The organism is Pseudomonas lini, assembly GCF_001042905.1.
GTDB classification, from domain to species: domain Bacteria; phylum Pseudomonadota; class Gammaproteobacteria; order Pseudomonadales; family Pseudomonadaceae; genus Aquipseudomonas; species Aquipseudomonas lini.
This window is the reverse complement of sequence record NZ_JYLB01000002.1, coordinates 278,298-297,633: the sequence shown is the minus strand read 5'-3', so window position 1 is coordinate 297,633 and position 19,336 is coordinate 278,298. Positions and strand designations below refer to the sequence as shown.

At 59.8% G+C, this 19,336-nt stretch carries 20 protein-coding genes; 5 read left to right on the top strand and 15 right to left on the bottom strand.

The genetic code is table 11. The features are described 5' to 3' along the window. Window positions 1-22: 22 nt before the first annotated feature. Both TU81_RS05765 and yiaY read right to left on the bottom strand, forming a co-directional pair. A complete protein-coding gene (locus TU81_RS05765; RefSeq protein WP_048394005.1) occupies window positions 23-931 on the bottom strand; it encodes a LysR family transcriptional regulator in 909 nt (302 codons plus the stop codon). Window positions 932-1,002: 71 nt separating this feature from the next. Further along, entirely contained in the window at window positions 1,003-2,151 is a 1,149-nt protein-coding gene (gene yiaY, locus TU81_RS05760) for an L-threonine dehydrogenase (RefSeq protein ID WP_048394001.1), read from the bottom strand. Between the two features lie 156 nt (window positions 2,152-2,307). Here yiaY and TU81_RS05755 point away from each other — a divergent pair, with 156 nt between their 5' ends. Then, entirely contained in the window at window positions 2,308-3,327 is a 1,020-nt protein-coding gene (locus tag TU81_RS05755; protein WP_048393999.1) for a DUF4917 family protein, read from the top strand. Between the two features lie 86 nt (window positions 3,328-3,413). On the opposite strand, the gene TU81_RS05750 is transcribed toward TU81_RS05755, so the two are convergent. Further along, complete coding sequence (locus tag TU81_RS05750; protein WP_038979290.1) at window positions 3,414-3,956, bottom strand: helix-turn-helix domain-containing protein; 543 nt, start codon at window positions 3,954-3,956, stop codon at window positions 3,414-3,416. A gap of 108 nt (window positions 3,957-4,064) precedes the next feature. Between TU81_RS05750 and TU81_RS05745 the strand changes: the two genes are divergently transcribed. Further along, a complete protein-coding gene (locus TU81_RS05745) occupies window positions 4,065-4,847 on the top strand; it encodes an aldolase (protein ID WP_048393993.1) in 783 nt (260 codons plus the stop codon). 29 nt (window positions 4,848-4,876) lie between these two features. Continuing rightward, window positions 4,877-5,764, top strand: a complete 888-nt coding sequence (locus TU81_RS05740) for a dihydrodipicolinate synthase family protein (RefSeq protein WP_048393991.1) — start codon at window positions 4,877-4,879, stop codon at window positions 5,762-5,764. Between the two features lie 130 nt (window positions 5,765-5,894). Here the strand turns inward: TU81_RS05740 and TU81_RS05735 are convergent, their stop codons facing one another. The 3 genes from TU81_RS05735 to TU81_RS05725 form a co-directional block, all read right to left on the bottom strand. Beyond that, window positions 5,895-6,239, bottom strand: a complete 345-nt coding sequence (locus TU81_RS05735) for a YegP family protein (protein WP_038979287.1) — start codon at window positions 6,237-6,239, stop codon at window positions 5,895-5,897. Between the two features lie 191 nt (window positions 6,240-6,430). After that, window positions 6,431-6,736, bottom strand: coding sequence for a ribbon-helix-helix domain-containing protein (locus tag TU81_RS05730; protein WP_038979286.1), 306 nt, complete (start codon window positions 6,734-6,736; stop codon window positions 6,431-6,433). 14 nt (window positions 6,737-6,750) lie between these two features. Beyond that, entirely contained in the window at window positions 6,751-7,332 is a 582-nt protein-coding gene (locus TU81_RS05725) for a DJ-1/PfpI family protein (protein WP_038979285.1), read from the bottom strand. Window positions 7,333-7,702: 370 nt separating this feature from the next. On the opposite strand from TU81_RS05725, the gene TU81_RS05720 reads away from it, so the two are divergent. Beyond that, window positions 7,703-8,620 (top strand): DMT family transporter, encoded by a 918-nt coding sequence (locus TU81_RS05720; protein ID WP_048393988.1) that lies wholly within the window; start codon window positions 7,703-7,705, stop codon window positions 8,618-8,620. 44 nt (window positions 8,621-8,664) lie between these two features. Here TU81_RS05720 and TU81_RS05715 read toward each other — a convergent pair whose 3' ends face one another. From TU81_RS05715 to TU81_RS05700, 4 genes are all read right to left on the bottom strand, one after another. Next, window positions 8,665-9,879: a class I SAM-dependent methyltransferase gene (locus tag TU81_RS05715; RefSeq protein WP_038979283.1), complete on the bottom strand. Its 1,215-nt coding sequence runs from the start codon at window positions 9,877-9,879 to the stop codon at window positions 8,665-8,667. 179 nt (window positions 9,880-10,058) lie between these two features. Continuing rightward, window positions 10,059-10,676 carry a TPM domain-containing protein gene (locus TU81_RS05710; protein WP_007903764.1) on the bottom strand — a complete coding sequence of 206 codons (618 nt, stop codon included), beginning with the start codon at window positions 10,674-10,676 and terminating at the stop codon, window positions 10,059-10,061. A 46-nt stretch (window positions 10,677-10,722) separates the two neighbouring features. Beyond that, the gene (locus tag TU81_RS05705; RefSeq protein ID WP_038979282.1) at window positions 10,723-11,472 is read right to left on the bottom strand and encodes a TPM domain-containing protein; all 750 of its coding nucleotides are present in this window, start codon (window positions 11,470-11,472) and stop codon (window positions 10,723-10,725) included. Window positions 11,473-11,515: 43 nt separating this feature from the next. Next, window positions 11,516-12,127, bottom strand: a complete 612-nt coding sequence (locus TU81_RS05700) for a LemA family protein (protein WP_048393987.1) — start codon at window positions 12,125-12,127, stop codon at window positions 11,516-11,518. Between the two features lie 236 nt (window positions 12,128-12,363). Here TU81_RS05700 and bglX point away from each other — a divergent pair, with 236 nt between their 5' ends. Continuing rightward, window positions 12,364-14,655 (top strand): beta-glucosidase BglX, encoded by a 2,292-nt coding sequence (bglX, locus tag TU81_RS05695; RefSeq protein WP_048393983.1) that lies wholly within the window; start codon window positions 12,364-12,366, stop codon window positions 14,653-14,655. A gap of 141 nt (window positions 14,656-14,796) precedes the next feature. Here the strand turns inward: bglX and TU81_RS05690 are convergent, their stop codons facing one another. From TU81_RS05690 to TU81_RS05670, 5 genes are all read right to left on the bottom strand, one after another. Further along, a complete protein-coding gene (locus TU81_RS05690; protein ID WP_038979280.1) occupies window positions 14,797-15,954 on the bottom strand; it encodes a phospholipase D-like domain-containing protein in 1,158 nt (385 codons plus the stop codon). A 1-nt stretch (window position 15,955) separates the two neighbouring features. Then, window positions 15,956-16,546: a YceI family protein gene (locus tag TU81_RS05685; protein ID WP_048393982.1), complete on the bottom strand. Its 591-nt coding sequence runs from the start codon at window positions 16,544-16,546 to the stop codon at window positions 15,956-15,958. Window positions 16,547-16,701: 155 nt separating this feature from the next. Then, window positions 16,702-17,031, bottom strand: coding sequence for a hypothetical protein (locus TU81_RS05680; protein ID WP_048393980.1), 330 nt, complete (start codon window positions 17,029-17,031; stop codon window positions 16,702-16,704). Then, the gene (locus TU81_RS05675; protein ID WP_048393978.1) at window positions 17,028-18,122 is read right to left on the bottom strand and encodes a serine hydrolase domain-containing protein; all 1,095 of its coding nucleotides are present in this window, start codon (window positions 18,120-18,122) and stop codon (window positions 17,028-17,030) included. Before TU81_RS05675 ends, TU81_RS05680 begins: the two co-directional genes overlap by 4 nt. Window positions 18,123-18,306: 184 nt before the next feature. Next, complete coding sequence (locus tag TU81_RS05670; RefSeq protein WP_048393976.1) at window positions 18,307-19,194, bottom strand: acyl-CoA dehydrogenase middle domain-containing protein; 888 nt, start codon at window positions 19,192-19,194, stop codon at window positions 18,307-18,309. Window positions 19,195-19,336: the final 142 nt, after the last annotated feature.

Sequence of the window (19,336 nt, the reverse complement as noted above, 5' to 3'; positions counted from 1 at the left end):
CCGCCAACCCGACAAATAACTATCAGACCACCCCGCGCAACTGCTCAAACAACATCCGGCTCACCGGCGACAGCATCGCTTCATCACGCACCACCAGAATCAACGCACGATCCGACCAGTCATCCGTCAGCGGCACCGCGTGCAAACCCAACGCCCGGCCGAACAGCTCATAGGCCTTTTGCGGCAGGATGCCGATGCCCATGTTGGCCTGGACCATCCGGCACATGGCATCGAACCCCGGCACATGAATCCGCAGCCTCAGCACCTTGCCAGCCTTGCGCGCGGCCGCATGGGTGCGCATGTTGATGGAACTGGCGGCGTGCAAGCCGACGTAATCGCTGCCCAGCGTGTCGGCAAAAGCCAGGGTCGAACGACTCGCCAATGGATGATCGGCCGGCATCAACACCATCAGTTTGTCCCGGCGATAAAGAACACTGTGCAGGCCTTTGACGTCACTGTCGCTGGAACAAATCCCGAGGTCTGCCACGCCATCGAGCACGCCTTGAATCACCCCACTGCTGGGGCGTTCTTCGAGGTCGGTCTTGACCTGCGGATGGCGCTCGGAAAAATCTCGCAGGTCTTCGGGCAGGAACTGAATGATCGCCGACAGGTTCGCGAGCATCCGCACATAGCCCCGAACACCGTGACTATGCTCGCCCAGTTCGAGGCCCATTTTCTCGACGTTGAACAACATCTGCCGGGCATGGTGCAGCAGGGTTTCACCGGCCGGCGTCAGCGTCATGCCCTTGGCCTGACGCACGAACAGGCTGATGCCCAGCGCCACCTCCAACTCCATCAAGCGCTTGCTGGCCGCCGACACCGCGATCGCTTCGCGAGCCGCGGCACGGGTCAAGGTGCCCTCTTCATGGACAGCCACGAACAGTTGGAGAGTGATCAGGTCGAGGCGGCGGATCAGGCTTTTTTGCAGCATCAGGCACTCGGCAATGTCGGCTCGGACGAGATCGCAGCATAGCGTTCTTTGCGTCCGAACCGATGCCTTGGTTAAAACGCGCTGCGGAAAATCTCCTCGATCTGCCGCTGATCCGCCTTCCGTGGATTGGTCAGTCCACAGGCGTCTTTCATGGCATTGCTGGCGAGAACCGGGATGTCGGTGAGCTTGGTACCGAGCTCACGTAAACCGGCGGGAATTTCCACGTCCTTGGCCAGGTTGCGAATGGCCGCGATGGCTGCCTGAGCGCCCTCTTCCGGGCTGAACCCGCGAATGTCGGCGCCCATCGCGCGGGCAACATCGGTCAGGCGGTCGGCGCAGACCAGCGCGTTGAAACTTTGCACATGAGGCAGTAGCACCGCATTGCACACACCATGGGGCAAGTCGTAGAACCCGCCCAACTGGTGGGCCATGGCGTGGACATATCCCAAGGACGCATTGTTGAACGCCATACCAGCGAGGAACTGCGCGTAAGCCATGTTTTCCCGCGCGATCATGTCACTGCCGTCGCGTACAGCCAGGCGCAGGTTATTGCTGATCAAGGTGATGGCTTTCAGCGCACAGGCATCGGTAATCGGGTTGGCCGCGGTGGAGACGTAGGCTTCGATGGCGTGGGTCAGTGCGTCCATGCCAGTGGCGGCAGTCAGGCCCTTGGGCATGGCGACCATCAGCGCCGGATCGTTGACTGACAGCAGCGGTGTGACGTTGCGATCGACGATGGCCATTTTCACGTGACGGGACTCGTCGGTGATGATGCAAAAACGGGTCATCTCGCTGGCGGTACCGGCGGTGGTGTTGATCGCGATCAACGGCATTTGCGGTTTGGCCGACTGATCGACACCTTCGTAGTCACGAATCGTCCCACCGTTTGTGGCGCACAACGCGATGCCCTTGGCGCAGTCGTGAGGCGAACCGCCGCCCAGCGACACCACGAAATCACAGCGACTTTCCTTGAGCAGACCCAGGCCTAGCTCGACGTTGGCGATGCTTGGATTCGGCTTGGCACCGTCGAAGATCACCGAGTCGATGTCCTGCAACGCCAGTTTTCCGGCAATCATCGTCGCCACGCCAGCCTTGGCCAGCCCGGTGTCGGTGACGATCAGCGCCTTGCGAAAACCATACTTGCGAATGGCGTCCATGGCTTCGTCAAGGCAACCGGTGCCCATGATGTTCACAGCGGGAATGAAGAACGTACTGCTCATGCGCGAGTCTCCTGGCTGAACCCGAATCGGCAGCGCCGATTTGGCGGGCACGCACAGGATCAACCCATTAGTCGTGCGGTAACTTGATCTGGCTCAAGTCCGGGTCGTGATAAAGTCGCCGTCCATCAGACCTTTTGCTTTGAGACAACGAACGCAATGACCGATTTCCAGGATGTCGATGCCCAACTTGAAGACTGGAACGCCTTGCGCACCACCGCCTCTTTCGGTGGCCTGCTGGTGGGTAACGGTGCCAGTCGTTCGGTATGGGACGACTTCGGCTATGACTCGCTGTTTGAAAACGCCCGGACCGTCGAAGAAAAGCCGCTGAGCCAATCCGAACTGAGCGTGTTCGACGCGATGCAGACACGCAGCTTCGAACAAGTGCTTGGGGCGCTGAAAACCACTAGCCGGGTCAACAAGGCATTGGCCGTCAGCTCTGCCGCACCGCGCAATCGCTATTACGCGATCAAGGAAGCGCTGATCAACACCGTGCATGCGGTGCACATCCCTTGGCGATTGGTGGTGCCCTCGACGCTGGCGACGATCAATCAAGAACTGGGCAGCTATCGAACGGTGTTCACCACCAATTACGATTTGCTCAACTACTGGGCGGTCCAGCACCGGCCCGACGCTATTACCGATCTGTTCCAGGGCACCGAGCCACGTTTTGATCTGAGCCTCACCGCGACAGATAAAACCCGGCTGCTGTACCTGCACGGTGGCCTGCATCTGGTGCGCAATCAGGACGGTACGGCGCGTAAATTGATGTCGACCGAAGGTACGTTGCTGGGCAGTTTCGCCATCAACAATACGATCAAGACCCTCGACGATGTACCGCTGTTCGTCACCGAAGGTCCGACCCAGGACAAACTCAAAACCATTCGCAGCTCGGATTACCTGTCGTTTTGCTACGACCAGTTACTGAGCCATGGCGATGGGCTGTGCATCTTCGGGCACGCCCTTGGCGAGCAGGACAGTCACATCATTCATGCATTGCGCCAGGCGAAGCCAAAGACAGCGGCGATCTCGATTTACCCGCGCAGCAAGGCGTTCATCCAGCATCAGAAGCGGCATTACACGAAGGTGTTCGAGGGGACGGGCGTGGAGCTGCGGTTTTTTGATTCGAAGACGCATGCACTTGGTAGTCCCAAGCTGACTGTACCGGTTGAGGTTTAAGTCAAGATCAAAAGATCGCAGCCTTCGGCAGCTCCTACATAGATCGGTGTAGGAGCTGCCGAAGGCTGCGATCTTTTAGAGCAACCTCATTCCTCGCTGCTATGCACCACCACCAGCAACTGCGCCTGAACCTCGCCCACTGACCTGATGCGATGCGGTTTCTGCGCATTGAAGTGCAGCGCATCCCCCCGATTGAGCAGCACGCGCTCGTTCATGAAGTCCACTTCCACCTGCCCCTCGTGGACGAACAGAAACTCTTCCCCCAAGTGTTCCTTGAAGGTTTTGTCGGTGAACTCTGCCGGCGGGTAGATGATGAACGGCAACAGGCTGCGTTCACTGACCTGATGGGCCAGCACCGCATAACCCGGGCTGTGGTCGTTGGCGGCCAGGGACTGGCGTTCGTCGCTGCGCACCAGGCTGTAGCTGTCGAGGCTGACGTTGTCTTCGGAGAACAATTCCTCGACCTTCACGTTCAGCGCCTTGGCCAGTTTCAGGGCGGCGGCGATCGACGGGGTGTTCAACCCGCGCTCGACTTTCGACAAATAGCTCTTGGTCATGCCGGACTTTTCGGCCAAGGCCTCCAGCGTCACGCCGAGCTTTTTTCTAAGTAATTTCAAACGGATAGACATGTGGAGCGATTAATCCATCAAGGAGGCAACGATTTGTCCTTGCCAATGACACAAAGTGTCATATAGCCTCTTTAGTGTCATTTGCATGATCCACCGAAGGACACCGACATGGCCAAGACATTAGCACTGCCCAAAGAGCAACTGGTCAAGCAAGCGCTGACACAGATGCAAAATACCCTGGCGGATAATACGTGGACCGACCGGCAAAAGCTGGCCCTGACCTGCCGCATTCTGTTCGAAAACGGCCACGATTCAGGCCTGGCCGGTCAAATCACCGCTCGTGGACCGCAGGTGGGCACCTATTACACTCAGCAACTGGGCCTGGGTTTCGACGAGATCACGGCAAACAATCTGCTGCTGGTCAACGAAGACCTGGAAGTGCTTGAAGGCCACGGTATGCCCAATCCGGCCAACCGTTTCCACAGCTGGGTGTACCGCGCCCGGCCGGACGTGAACTGCATCATTCACACGCACCCGACTCACGTCGCCGCGCTGTCGATGCTTGAAGTGCCGCTGCAGATTTCGCACATGGACCTCTGCCCGCTCTACGACGACTGTGCGTTTCTCGAAGGCTGGCCGGGTGTACCGGTGGGCAATGAAGAAGGTGAACTGATTGCCGGGGCCTTGGGCGACAAGCGGGCGATTGTGCTTTCCCACCATGGCCAGCTGTCCACCGGCGCGACCATTGAAGAAGCCTGTGTCATTGCGCAATTGATCGAACGCGCGGCGAAGTTGCAGTTGCTGGCCATGGCCGCGGGGGTGATCAAACCGATTCTTCCCCAGCTTGGCCGCGAAGCCCATGACTGGATTTCCAGGCCCAAGCGCCACGCCGCCGCGTTCAACTACTACGCTCGGCAGAACCTGCGTCAACACGCCGATTGCCTGAACTGATCCCACTCATTCTTGAAAGGAGAGACACCATGTCGACCCCAAACATTCACGGCATCATCGGCTACACCATCACCCCCTTCACCGCCAATGGCGAAAGCGTTGATCTCGACGCGCTCGGGCGCTCCATCGACCGCCTGATCGACAGCGGCGTCCACGCCATCGCCCCGTTGGGCAGCACCGGTGAAGGCGCCTACCTGAGCGACGCGGAATGGGATCAGGTCAGCGAATTCAGCCTCCGGCACGTCGCCAAACGCGTCCCGACCATCGTCAGCGTGTCCGACTTGACCACCGCCAAAGCCGTACGCCGCGCGCGTTTCGCTGAAGCTCACGGCGCCGACGTGGTGATGGTGCTGCCGGCGTCCTACTGGAAACTCAGCGAGGCAGAAATCCTCGCCCACTACCGCGCTATCGGCGAGAGCATCGGCGTGCCGATCATGCTCTACAACAATCCGGCCACCAGCGGCACCGACCTGTCGGTGGAGCTGATCCTGCGGATTTTCAACGCCGTCGACAACGTCACCATGGTCAAGGAAAGCACCGGCGATATTCAGCGCATGCACAAACTGCAACTGCTGGGCGAAGGTCAGGTGCCGTTCTATAACGGCTGCAATCCGTTGGCGCTGGAGGCGTTTGCGGCAGGCGCGAAAGGCTGGTGCACGGCGGCGCCGAACCTGATCCCGCAGCTCAATCTCGACTTGTACGAAGCCGTATTGGCCAACGACCTGAGCAAGGCTCGCGAACTGTTCTATCGCCAGTTGCCGCTGCTGGACTTCATCCTCAAGGGCGGTTTGCCGGCGACCATCAAGGCCGGTTTGCGCATGACCGGGCTGGAAGTGGGCGATCCGCGGTTACCGGTGTTTGCGTTGGGTGAAGCGGGTCGCGGTCAGTTGCAGGGATTGTTGAACGCATTGCGCTGATTTTCAGCCACACACAAAACAACTGTGGGAGCGGGCTTGCCCGCGATAGCGATCGTACATCCAACCTCTTCGTTGAATGTTCGGCCGTCATCGCGGGCAAGCCCGCTCCCACAGTTAATCGGCGGTGTGTTTAGAGCACCGGCAAGGTCTTGTCCTTGATCACCGTGGTTGGGCCGTTGGCCTTGACGCTGGCGATGCCTTTATCCCTCGCGGCATCGGATGAGTAGGATTCGCTGCTGCCGATGGTCTCGTGGTTACCGGCCTTCAAATTGAAGTAAGGATGACCGTCCTTGGTGGTTTTTTTCTCGTAGCGTTGGTCCAGCGGACTGTTGGCCTGAACCGAGGCGATACCGCCATCGGCTGCACCGCGAGAGGTATACAGCTCACTGGTCAGAATGGTTTCGGCATTGGCCGCTTTCAATACAAACTTGAACTGACCGTTGCTGGTTTTGCTCACTTCGTACCATCCAGACATGCTTTTTCTCCTTGGCGATTGAGAGGTTTCGCGCTTCAGAGTAAAGACCAAGTCGGGATTTCTGTCGCCTGTACCGGCCCCTTCGCGGGCAAGCCCGCTCCCACAGTTGACCGAGTTGTTCAGAAGGATGCGGTCTAATGTGGGAGCGGGCTTGCCCGCGAAGGGGCCGGTAAGGTCTAAACAAAACCGTCCTACTTCACCACCGCCCGCACCACCGACAACTCAGGTGTCTGCACCCGTCTCTGGCTCAGGTAACGCATGCAACTAACCCGCAAGAACGAGGCGAAATTCACCACTTCGCCGCGGTAGTCCATCACCTCTTCATACAGCTTGGCGATCAACTGATTGGTGGTCATGCCGTCGACCTCGGCGATTTCGCTGAGGATGTCCCAGAACTGATTCTCCAGCCGCAGGGTGGTCACCACCCCGCAGATGCGCAGCGAGCGGGAGCGCGATTCGTAGAGAATCGGATCGGCTTTGACATAGAGCTCGCACATGGACAGGTCCCTCGTTACAGCGTGATTTTGGTACCCAGCAACCCGAGGAAACCGGCCAGCCAGCTCGGGTGTGCCGGCCAGGCCGGTGCAGTGGCCAGATTGCCTTGAACGTGACCTTCCGTCACCGGGATATCGATGAACGTGCCGCCAGCCAGGCGCACTTCTGGAGCGCACGCCGGGTAGGCGCTGCACTCGCGACCTTCAAGAATGCCTGCCGCGGCCAACAGTTGCGCACCGTGACACACCGCGGCGATCGGTTTGCCCGCCTTGTCGAACGCTCGCACCAGGTCCAGGACTTTTTCGTTCAGGCGCAGGTACTCCGGCGCACGACCGCCCGGCACCAGCAGGGCGTCGTAGTCCGTGGCGTCTACCTTGGCGAAATCGAAGTTCAGGGCAAACAGGTGACCGGGTTTTTCGCTGTAGGTCTGGTCGCCTTCGAAGTCATGGATTGCTGTGCGCACGGTCTGGCCAGCAGTTTTGTCCGGGCAAACGGCGTGTACCGTATGGCCGACCATCAGCAACGCCTGGAACGGCACCATCACTTCGTAGTCTTCGACGTAATCGCCGACCAGCATCAGAATTTTTTTAGCCGCCATGGGGAGGACTCCTCTGGAAAATGCGTGGGCATGCAGGAGTATTCAAGGTAGTCCTTAATCTGCATGGCAGGTAATAACCGACTACTACGCCGATCACCTGGGGGTAGATCATTTGATTTGCGGATGTGCATGGTCGATGTAGGAGCTGGCGAAGCCTGCGATCTTTTGACTTTGATCCTTGGGGACATTGGGTGAAGCGATTGGGTATGTGGCGCGGCTGATAAAAAGATCGCAGCCTTCGGCAGCTCCTACGTTGGGGGCATTACCCCCAACTGTACGGATAACTCTGCGCCTATCTGTAACAGAGCAGCGCCTGCGGTTTATGGCTAGATAAAGACACTTCCCGCCATCCTGAACTCTGGTCACCATCATGTCCTCGCGCGAAAACACCGGCATGGCCCTCGGCCTGCTTGGCGTCGTTATCTTCAGCCTGACCCTGCCCTTCACACGGATCGTCGTGCAGGAACTCCATCCCCTGCTCAACGGCCTCGGCCGTGCGCTGTTTGCGGCGATTCCGGCAGCGCTGCTGCTGTGGCACCGTGAAAAATGGCCCACCTGGAAGCAGGTCAAAGGCCTGACGCTGGTGATCGCCGGGGTCATCCTTGGTTTCCCGGTGCTGTCGGCCTGGGCCATGCAGACGTTACCCGCCTCCCACGGCGCACTGGTCAACGGCTTGCAACCGCTGTGCGTGGCGCTGTATGCCGCGTGGCTGTCACATGAGCGTCCGTCGAAAGCCTTCTGGGCCTGCGCCGCGTTGGGCAGTGCGTTGGTGCTCGGTTATGCGCTGATCAGCGGCGCGGGCAGCATTCAGGCCGGTGATTTGCTGATGCTCGGCGCGATTGCCGTGGGTGGGTTGGGATATGCCGAAGGTGGCCGGTTGGCCAAGGAGATGGGCGGCTGGCAGGTGATCTGCTGGGCGCTGGTGCTGTCGACGCCGCTGCTGATCGGACCGGTGCTGTACCTGGCGCTGCAACATCAGGGCGAGATTTCAGCCAAAACCTGGTGGGCGTTTGGTTATGTCTCGCTGTTTTCGCAGTTCATCGGGTTCTTTGCCTGGTACGCCGGGCTGGCCATGGGCGGCATTGCCCGGGTCAGCCAGATCCAGTTGCTGCAGATTTTCTTCACGATCGCGTTTTCGGCGTTGTTCTTTGGTGAACATGTCGAGCCAATTACCTGGCTGTTCGCGGCCGGGGTGATCGTGACGGTGATGTTGGGGCGCAAGACGGCGGTGCAACCCCCTGTGGGAGCGGGCTTGCTCGCGAAGGCGTCATCACATTCAACATCTTAGTTAGCTGCCAGTCCGCTTTCGCGAGCAAGCCCGCTCCCACAGGATCAGAGGTAACCGTCAGCCCGCAGCAATGTTTCCAGGCAATGTTCGCTGATGTGGTAGAAATCCTTCAGTTCCTGAATCTTCACCAACAGCTGGGCGGGATCAACCGGCTCGGCGCGTTTGACCGCCAGGATCATCTTGTTCTTGTTGGTGTGGTCCAGAGAGATGAACTCAAAGACCTTGGTCTCGTAACCGCAGGCTTCCAGGAACAACGCACGCAAACTGTCAGTAACCATTTCCGCTTGCTGACCCAGGTGCAGCCCGTATTGCAACATCGGCTTGAGCAGCGCCGGGCTCTGGATCTGCAGGCGGATCTGCTTGTGGCAGCACGGCGAGCACATGATGATCGAAGCGCCAGAACGAATGCCGGTGTGAATCGCGTAGTCGGTGGCGATGTCGCAGGCATGCAACGCGATCATCACGTCCAGTTCACTCGGCGCGACGCTGCGCACGTCACCGCATTTGAACACCAGCCCCGGATGCTCCAGTTTCGCGGCGGCGGTGTTGCACAGGCTGACCATGTCTTCGCGCAACTCGACGCCGGTCACTTCGCCTTGGGCTTTCAAGGTATTGCGCAGGTAGTCGTGGATCGCGAACGTCAGGTAACCCTTGCCCGAGCCGAAATCCGCCACCCGCACGGGTTTGTCCAGCGCCAGCGGCGACGAGGTCAGCGCATGGCTGAAGACTTCGATGAACTTGTTGATCTGCTTCCACTTGCGCGACATCGCCGGGATCAGCTCATGCTGCGCGTTGGTTACGCCGAGGTCTTTGAGAAACGGCCGGCTCAGATCGAGGAAACGGTTCTTCTCGCGGTTGTGCTCGGCGGATGGCACTTCGCGCAATTGCTGAGGTTTGCTCTTGAACAGCGAAGATTTGCCCTTTTTGCTGTATTCGAGCTGGGCTTCATCGGTCAATGACAATAAATGCGCATTTTTGAACGATGCAGGCAACAACGCAGCAATGGTCGCCACGCCTTCGGCAAGCGGCAGGTTCTTGGTGATGTCGCGGGTCTTGTAGCGATAGACGAAGGACAGGCACGACTGATCCTTGACCGTCAGTTGCTTGATGATCAGCCGCTGCAAATCCGCCTCTGTACCAACGTACTTGGCCAGCACCAGTTTGATGAAGGCGTTCTGGTCGAGGCTGGTTTGCAGCAGGTCGATGAACTGGGCGTGATGATCCGGCGCGAGGCTGGCGGGAGTGGCGGTGACAGACATGGGAAAAAACGGCCTCGGGCGGTGCGGATCGGGGAATGGTGGGTATTTTAGGGGGGATGGCCGTTCGGGACACGCAGTTATTTGCCGAACGGTGCAGAATCAAAAGATCGCAGCCTTCGGCAGCTCCTACAGGGAACCGCGATCGGCGTAGGAGCTGTCGAAGGCTGCGATCTTTTTATTTAGCTCAACACCACCAACCGATTCGGCAACTCATTGCGCACATGGGTCACCGGTACATGCACCTTGAGCAACTCGCCGCATGCCTCGATGCACGTCACAAAGCCCTGCAACGTCTGCCCCTGTTTCACCTGCTGCGTAAACGCCGCCACAATCGCGTCCCAGTTCTTGTTGTCCAGCCGTTTGGAAATGCCTTCATCCACCAGAATCTCCACATAGCGCTCGGCCTCGGAGACGAAAATCAGCATGCCGGTGCTGCCCACGGTGTGGTGCAGGTTTTGCTCCAGGAACTGCCGGCGCGCCAGGTTTGACGCGCGCCAGTGACGAACCGAGCGCGGGATCAGGCGCGTGGTGACTTTCGGAATACGGAACACCAGACACAACACGATGAAGCTGAGCCATTGCACCAGCAACAGGCTGTGCATGGTCAGCCAGCCCGTCAGGTAATGCACGATACCCGGCACCACCAGCGCCAGCAGACTGGCCCAGAGCAGCGGGATATACGCGTAATCGTCGGCGCGGGCCGCAAGCACCGTCACCAGTTCGGCGTCGGTATCGCGCTCTACCCGGGCGATCGCCTCGGCGACTTTGCGTTGTTCGTGTTCAGTCAGTAATGCCATGTTTATGAATGCCTGCTCGCTGTTGTTGTTTTTACCTGCAGTGTGATCACCAGCCGCCCGACGAACCGCCGCCCCCGAAACTGCCCCCGCCGCCGCTGAAGCCCCCACCGCCACCGCCGCCAAAACCTCCGCCGCCGAACCCGCCTCCCGAGCCGCCACGGCCCCCGCCGCTTGGCAGAATACCGAACATCTGCCCGACGAAGATCGTCAGGAAGAACAGCATCAGCAGAAGCACGAACAACCCCGGATGCCGCCCAACGAAATCACTCTCCTGATCACCGTCCGATTCATACACCGTCGACGGCTCGTCCAGCGGATTGCCGCCCAGCACCACCAGCATCGCCGCAACCCCGTCGCTGATGCCTTTACTGAAGTTGCCGGCCTTGAACGCGGGCGTGATCACCTGATGGATGATCACCGAACTCTGCGCATCAGTCAGACGACCTTCCAGGCCATAACCGACTTCGATCCGCAGCTTGCGCTCGTCACGCGCGACGATCAGCAACGCGCCGTTGTTCTTGTCCTTCTGGCCGATGCCCCAGTAGCGTCCCAGCTGATAACCGAAATCCGCGATGTCGGTGCCCTGCAAGTCCGGTAACGTGACCACCACCAATTGCTCGCCGGTGGTTTTTTCATGGGCGTTAAGCTGCTGAACAAGCTGCTCGCGCACCGCAGGCTCGATCATCTGGGCGTTGTCCACCACCCGACCGGTCAATTCCGGGAACTTCAACTCGGCCTGGGCCGTCAGGGCAAACACCCAGAACATCAGCACCAGGCCCACTTTCAACACGCGCATTGGCAACCTCATCCTTGGTGACGCTTCAAGCCCGTTCCGGCGCTTACTGGAACTTCACTTCAGGCGCTTTCTCGGCGCCGGGGCTGGTGGCCTCGAAGGTTTCGCGGATTGGCAGATCGCTATACATCACGGTGTGCCACAGGCGACCGGGAAAGGTGCGGATCTCGGTATTGTATTTCTGCACCGCGAGGATGAAGTCGCGACGCGCCACGGCGATGCGGTTCTCGGTGCCTTCAAGTTGCGATTGCAGCGCCAGGAAGTTCTGGTTGGCCTTGAGGTCCGGGTAGCGCTCGGACACCACCATCAATCGACTCAGCGCGCCGGTCAGCTGATTCTGCGCCTGCTCGTATTGTTTGAGTTTTTCCGGATTATCCAGCGTGCTGGCATCCACCTGAATCGACGTCGCCTTGGCGCGGGCTTCGATCACCGCGGTCAGGGTGTCTTGCTCATGCTGGGCATAACCCTTGACGGTTTCCACCAGATTGGGAATCAGGTCAGCGCGACGCTGGTACTGGTTCTGCACCTGGCCCCAGGCGCCCTTGGCTTGTTCGTCGAGGGTCGGGATATTGTTGATGCCGCAGCCGGCCAGCAGTGTGGTCAGCAACATCAAGGCTGCAACCTGCAGGCTCGACCGATAATGGTGTCGTACATTCATCTGGTTGATGCTCCCTTGCACATTCCGTTGATGAAACAACCCGCGAACTCTGACCCGGCTCTTGGGGCATAATCTGCGCCGCTACTGGATTGCATCGAGCCAATGGGCTAAAAGATGCCCAGCACTGACACGCTGCGCAAGTGTGTCTGCATTTACCTGAACAACAATAGTCGCTCCCCAAATTTTGGCTGACCGGCGTGTATTCACTGCCGTTTAGGCTTTTGAGAAAACAATTCATGAAGAAGCTGTGTTTGCTGGGCCTGTTCGTCAGCCTGGCCAGTCATACCGTATTGGCCGCCACGACGCCCGCACCTATAGAGAACAAGGACGCTTTCATCAGCCACCTGATGAAGCAAATGACCCTCGATGAAAAGATCGGCCAGTTGCGCCTGATCAGCATCGGCCCGGAAATGCCGCGGGAGATGATCCGCAAGGAGATCGCTGCCGGCAATATCGGCGGCACCTTCAACTCGATCACCCGCGCCGAAAACCGTCCGATGCAGGACGCGGCCATGCGCAGCCGATTGAAGATCCCGATGTTCTTCGCCTATGACGTGATCCACGGCCACCGCACCATTTTCCCGATTCCGCTGGCTTTGGCTTCGAGCTGGGACATGGACGCCATCGGTCGCTCCGGGCGCATCGCCGCCCAGGAAGCGGCGGCTGACAGCCTCGACATCACCTTCGCGCCGATGGTCGATATCTCCCGCGACCCACGCTGGGGCCGCACGTCCGAAGGCTTCGGCGAAGACACCTACCTGGTTTCGCGGATTGCCGGCGTAATGGTCAGGGCGTTCCAGGGCTCAGGCGCGAACGCGGCCGACAGCATCATGGCCAGCGTCAAGCACTTTGCCTTGTACGGCGCGGTCGAGGGCGGTCGCGACTACAACGTCGTCGACATGAGCCCGGTCAAGATGTATCAGGACTACCTGCCACCGTACCGCGCGGCGATTGACGCCGGTGCCGGCGGGGTGATGGTCGCGCTGAACTCGATCAACGGCGTGCCGGCTACCGCCAACACCTGGCTGATGAACGACCTGCTGCGTAAGGAATGGGGTTTCAAGGGCCTGGCAGTCAGCGATCACGGCGCAATTTTCGAGCTGATCAAGCACGGCGTCGCCGCCGACGGTCGCGAAGCCGCGAAACTGGCGATCAAGGCCGGCATCGACATGAGCATGAACGACACTCTTTATGGCAAGGAATTGCCAGGGCTGTTGAAGGCCGGTGAGATCGAACAGAAAGACATCGACAACGCCGTGCGTGAAGTGCTCGCCGCCAAGTACGACATGGGCCTGTTCAAGGACCCGTACCTGCGCATCGGCAAGGCCGAGGATGACCCGGTCGACACCTACGCCGAAAGCCGTCTGCACCGCGCCGAGGCCCGTGATGTCGCGCGCCGCAGCCTGGTGTTGCTGAAGAACCAGGGCGACACCCTGCCGCTGAAGAAAACCGCAAAAATCGCTTTGGTCGGTCCACTGGCCAAGGCGCCGATCGACATGATGGGCAGTTGGGCCGCTGCGGGCCGTCCCGAGCAATCGGTCACTTTGTTCGACGGCATGACCACTGCGCTTGGCAAACAGTCGACGCTGATCTACGCCCGCGGCGCGAACATCACCAGCGACAAGAAAATCCTCGATTACCTCAACTTCCTCAACTTCGATGCGCCGGAAGTGGTGGATGATCCGCGCTCGGCCAATGTGTTGATCGATGAAGCGGTCAAGGCTGCCAAGCAAGCAGATGTGGTGGTGGCGGCGGTGGGCGAATCCCGTGGCATGTCCCACGAATCGTCGAGCCGTACCGACCTGAACATCCCGGCAGCCCAGCGCGAGCTGATCAAGGCGTTGAAAGCCACCGGCAAACCGCTGGTGCTGGTGTTGATGAATGGCCGTCCGCTGTCGATTCTCGAAGAGAAAGAGCAGGCTGACGCGATTCTGGAAACCTGGTTCAGCGGCACCGAAGGCGGCAACGCCATCGCTGACGTGCTGTTCGGCGACTACAACCCATCGGGCAAACTGCCGATCAGCGTTCCGCGCTCGGTGGGTCAGATTCCAACCTACTACAACCACCTGAGCATTGGCCGGCCTTTCACTCCGGGCAAACCGGGCAACTACACCTCGCAATATTTCGAAGACACCACCGGGCCGCTGTTCCCGTTCGGCTTCGGCCTGAGCTACACCCAGTTCAGCCTGACCGACATGGCGCTGTCGTCGACCACACTGAACAAGACCGGCAAGCTCGACGCCAGCGTCGTGGTGAAGAACACCGGCAAGCGTGACGGCGAAACCGTGGTGCAGCTGTACATCCAGGACGTGACCGGTTCGATGATCCGCCCGGTCAAGGAACTGAAGAACTTCCAGAAAGTATTGGTCAAGGCCGGCGAACAGAAAGTCGTGCACTTCACCATCACCGAGGATGACCTGAAGTTCTACAACGCCCAGCTCAAGTACGCCGCGGAACCGGGCAAGTTCAACGTGCAGATCGGCCTGGACTCCCAGGACGTGACGCAGCAGAGCTTTGAGTTGCTGTAATCCCTGACACACCGCAAAACAAATGTGGGAGCGGGCTTGCTCGCGAAGACGGCTTAACATTCAACAAAGATGCTGAATGTCAGACCGCTTTCGCGAGCAAGCCCGCTCCCACATTAGGTCAGGGTGTTTGGAGGAATGTATTCAGCCCCGTCGATCCAGCAGATTCACCACCAGCCGATCCACCCATCCCCATACCCTTTGCTTGACCCGCCGCCACAACGGTCGGCGCTTCCATGCCTCGAGGCTGACTTCCTGGCTCAGGGCAAAGTCATTCTCGAAACTCGCCGCCACCGCCCGGGTCAGTCCGGGGTCCAGGGCTTCGAGGTTGGCTTCCAGATTGAAGCGCAGATTCCAGTGATCGAAGTTGCACGAGCCGATGCTCACCCAGTCATCGATCAACACCATTTTCAGGTGCAGGAAACACGGCTGGTATTCGAAGATCTTCACCCCGGCCCTGAGCAATCGCGGGTAGTAGCGATGCCCGGCGTAGCGCACCGAGGGGTGATCGGTGCGCGGCCCGGTCAGCAGCAGACGCACATCAACGCCACGAGCCGCAGCCCGACGCAGTGAGCGGCGGACTTTCCAGGTCGGCAGGAAATACGGCGTGGCCAACCAGATTCGGCGCTGGCCACTGTTCAGTGCGCGAACCAGCGATTGCAAAATATCGCGGTGTTGGCGGGCGTCGGCATAAGCGACCCGCCCCATGCCCTCGCCCATGGCCGGCACTCGTGGCAGGCGCGGTAAACCGAAGTGCGCAGTGGGTTTCCAGGCGCGCCGATGGCGGTTGGCAATCCATTGGCGGTCAAACAGCAACTGCCAGTCGAGCACCAACGGGCCGCCGATTTCCACCATCACTTCGTGCCATTCGCTGGTGTCTTCACCTGGTGTCCAGAACTCATCGGTGACCCCGGTGCCGCCGACTACCGCCAGGCATTGATCCACCAGCAGCAGCTTACGGTGGTCGCGATAGAAATTGCCCACCCAGCGTCGCCAGCTCAGGCGATTGTAGAAACGCAGCTCGACACCGGCGGCCATCAGGCGCTGACGCAAGGTCAGGGTAAAGGCTAGGCTGCCGTAGTCATCGAACAGGCAACGCACCCGCACGCCGCGTTCGGCAGCCTGGACCAGCGCCTGAACCATGGCCTCGGCGCAGGCTCCCGCCTCCACCAGGTACAGTTCCAGTTCGACTTGTTCTTCGGCGCGGGCAATCGCCACCAGCATTCGCGGAAAAAACTGCGGGCCATCGATCAGCAGTTCAAAGCGGTTGCCGTCGCGCCACGGAAAAATTGCGCCGCGCATTTCAGCGCGCCGTGAAAATCAGCACCGCACCCACCGGCACCGACAGACTGATGGCCGACAAACCGGCAACCTTGCGCAAGCTTTCCAGGCCCGGGGCCAGGCCGAAATCTTCAGCGCTGATCACCAACGGCTCGAGGGTCACCACTTGAAAGCGCCGGTCATCAAGACGGGTCGCCAGCAGTTCGGCGTTGTATCGGTGTTGTTTGCCATGCAGGTTGACGGTCAGTGGCAAGCGCAACTCCAGTTGCGCACCCGGCGCCAGGTCGTTGATCGGCCGCAGATCGATTTGCGTAGTGATCAGCGCCTCAGGGAACGTCTGGATCTCGAACAGCTCCTTGCGCATGCGCTCGTCACGCAGCGGAATGCCGCTGTTGATCGACTCTAGTTCGACTTCTACCTGCGCCAGGCCCTTGGGATCGACCTTGCCGTGCAGCACCAGAAAGCGCTGCACTTCGGAGATGTTGGCGTTTTTAGTGCTAATGAACGACAGCCGCGAAGACTCGCCGTCCAGGTACCAATTGGCCTGGGCCGACACGGTGACACCGGCCAGCAGCAGGAAAGCGAGGGTTTTGCAGACAAAGCGGTTGAACATAGAGACTCGGGGGGTAGATAAACCTGAGCGAACCTTAACTGGCCGTGGGCGCATTGCAAACCGCACAGATCAAAAGATCAAAAGATCGCAGCCTTCGGCAGCTCCTACAGGGTTGCACGCGGTCAATGTAGGAGCTGCCGAAGGCTGCGATCTTTTCAAGGGATCAACCGACATCCCTGCCGTTCGCCAACCCAAACAGCGCTATTGCTGCGCCCCATCCCACCAACCGTCACACGCTTGTTCGCAGCATCATCGACGAACCCACTGGTGGGCAAATACTGCTTCACATAGCTCTGGCAATACTCCACCGGATTGTTCATCACATACCGGCACGAGCAGTATTCCTTGGCGGTATAAGCGCTGATGATATCGGGGAAGGCCCATAGCGCCACACGCTCCTGCCAGATCCAGCCAAGCAAGACGATCAGCAGCACCAGCAACATCGTGCTGAACGGCCGACGGCGAATAAAACTGCGGCGGCTCATGGCTGCACCTGCATGGCAAAGGCCTTGAGCGCGAGGTTGAGCAATTCGTTGTGCCGATAGCTTCCATCGCGATCATCGCCGTAGCGCACGATCACCAGCTTTTCGCTGGGAATCACGTACATCGCCTGGCCCCAATGGCCCAGCGCGGCGAAGGTGTCGCCGGGGGCAGCGGGCCAGGGTTGGGTCGCGCCATCCACCGTGCGATTGAGCCACCAATGTCCGCCGGGCACTACTTCATCCTGGTTGGCTTGATAGCGGGCAAAAGGCTCACGACTGAAGTCGACCCAGTCTTTGGGCATTAATTGCCGCTCACGCCAACGACCGTCGCGCGCCATCAACAGGCCGACCCGCGCCAGATCCCGGGCAGTGAGATAGGCGTAGGACGATGCAACAAACGTCCCCGTGGCATCCGTTTCCCACACCGCACTGCGAATCCCCAAGGGTTCGAACAGCGCGGTCCATGGATAATCCGGATAACGGGCCGGGCCGACGATGGTTTTCAGCGCGGCGGACAGAAGGTTGCTGTCACCACTGGAGTAACGGAATGCCTGGCCGGGTTTGACGTACTCGTCATGGTCGGCGGTGAACGCAGCCATGTCGCGGTGACCACGGGTGTAGAGCATGGCCACCACCGAGGACTTCAATGGGGCGTATTCGTAGTCTTCCTGCCAGTCCAGGCCCGAGGCCCAGTGCAGCAGGTCGGCCATGGTCATGCCGGGGTGTTTTTCCAGCGGAGGATAGAACTTCACCGCCGGGTCCTGCAGTTTGAACAGCCCTTCGCCATAGGCCACCCCGAGCACCGCGCCCATCAGGCTTTTGCTGATCGACCACGTCAGGTGCGGCGTTTGGGCAGTGGTCGGGCCGGCGTAGCGTTCGTAGATCAACTGACCGTCGCGGATTACCAGCAAGGCATCGGTGCGAATGCCTTGGTGAGTGGCATCGTCGCGGGGCGGGAAGGCGTAACTCTCCAGGGCCTGAAGTGCCGGACCGGTGACTTTCGGGCCGGGCGACCATTGCTCGTCCGGCCAGTTTTCAGCGTGGGCCGTGAGGCTGAGCAGTAGCATGACAATCAGGGACAAGCCTTTGAACATGAGGGGCGCTCGGAGGGATGAACCTGCAGAGCCTAGTCGAGCTTGATGACAGTTTTGGAATTTGCGTCGCCAATGAGGCCGCCTTCGCGAGCAAGCCCGCTCCCACAGGGGATTTGTGGTGAGCACAAAATGTGTGAACACCGCAGATCAACTGTGGGAGCGGGCTTGCTCGCGAAGAGGCCCATCAACCCAGCGAAGATCCCGCCAACGCCTTGGCCAACCGCTTCCCCCGCGCCCCTGCCGCCAGATCCATCACGGTCTGATCTCGCTGCCACATCGCCGCCCATTGTGGCGGGCCATCGGCCAGGGCCTGATTCACTTCAGCCTTGAGCCCATCGAACTGCGCAAACAACCCGCCCAGCAACACATGCCCGACCGGATTGTTCGGTGCCTGGCGGCTGACTTCCGCGCACCCGGCCAGCAGCGCCAGCAAACGCAGTTGCAAGGTTTGCGGCCAGTCGCTGTCTTGACCGACGCCGTATAGCCACGCGGTCATGGCGCTCAACACATAGATGTCTTCCAGGGTGCGGAACGGTTTGACGTATGCGTCCCAACCATCCCCAGCGAGCAATTCACACAGCGCGTTGTCGAGAAACAACCGGCCGTGACCTATGTCTGGCATCAGTGGCATCGGCGCGAGCTTTTCCAGGCGCACACCCGGTTCGCCGGGGTAAACCACCGCAAGGTTCAAGCGCGCCGCTTCGCCGGGTTCTTCACTGCGGGCGGCGACCAGCAACCAGTCGGCGGCATCGCCGGCGGTGACGAAATCCTTGCGTCCATTCAGACGCAGATCGCGCAGCCGGGTCTGCATGTCCGCCACCCGCAAACTGCGCTGTTCAGTCGCACATAACGCGCCGAGGCTCAGCGGCGCGCTCGGCCAGAGCATGCGCAACGCCGCCTGATAACCCACCAGAAACGCCAGCCCCGGTGTTGCCATCAGCCGTCCACCGACCACCGCCAATTCGAACGGCGACACCGCGCCCAATTGTTGCAACAAGGTTGCAAAGCCTTCGCCCAGGTCAGGGTCGACGGGCAGGCGATCACGGCGATTCAACAGGGATTGCCAGGGCATAAGAGGCTCCTCAAAGGCTGTCATATAAGCATCACCAAAGCTTCATGGCGATGACACCGGGGCTACATAGCCTGACTTTGCACAACACGGCTGCATAAAGAAAGTCGATCGGCTGCAACCCAAGACGGGTGGCCAGCCCGTA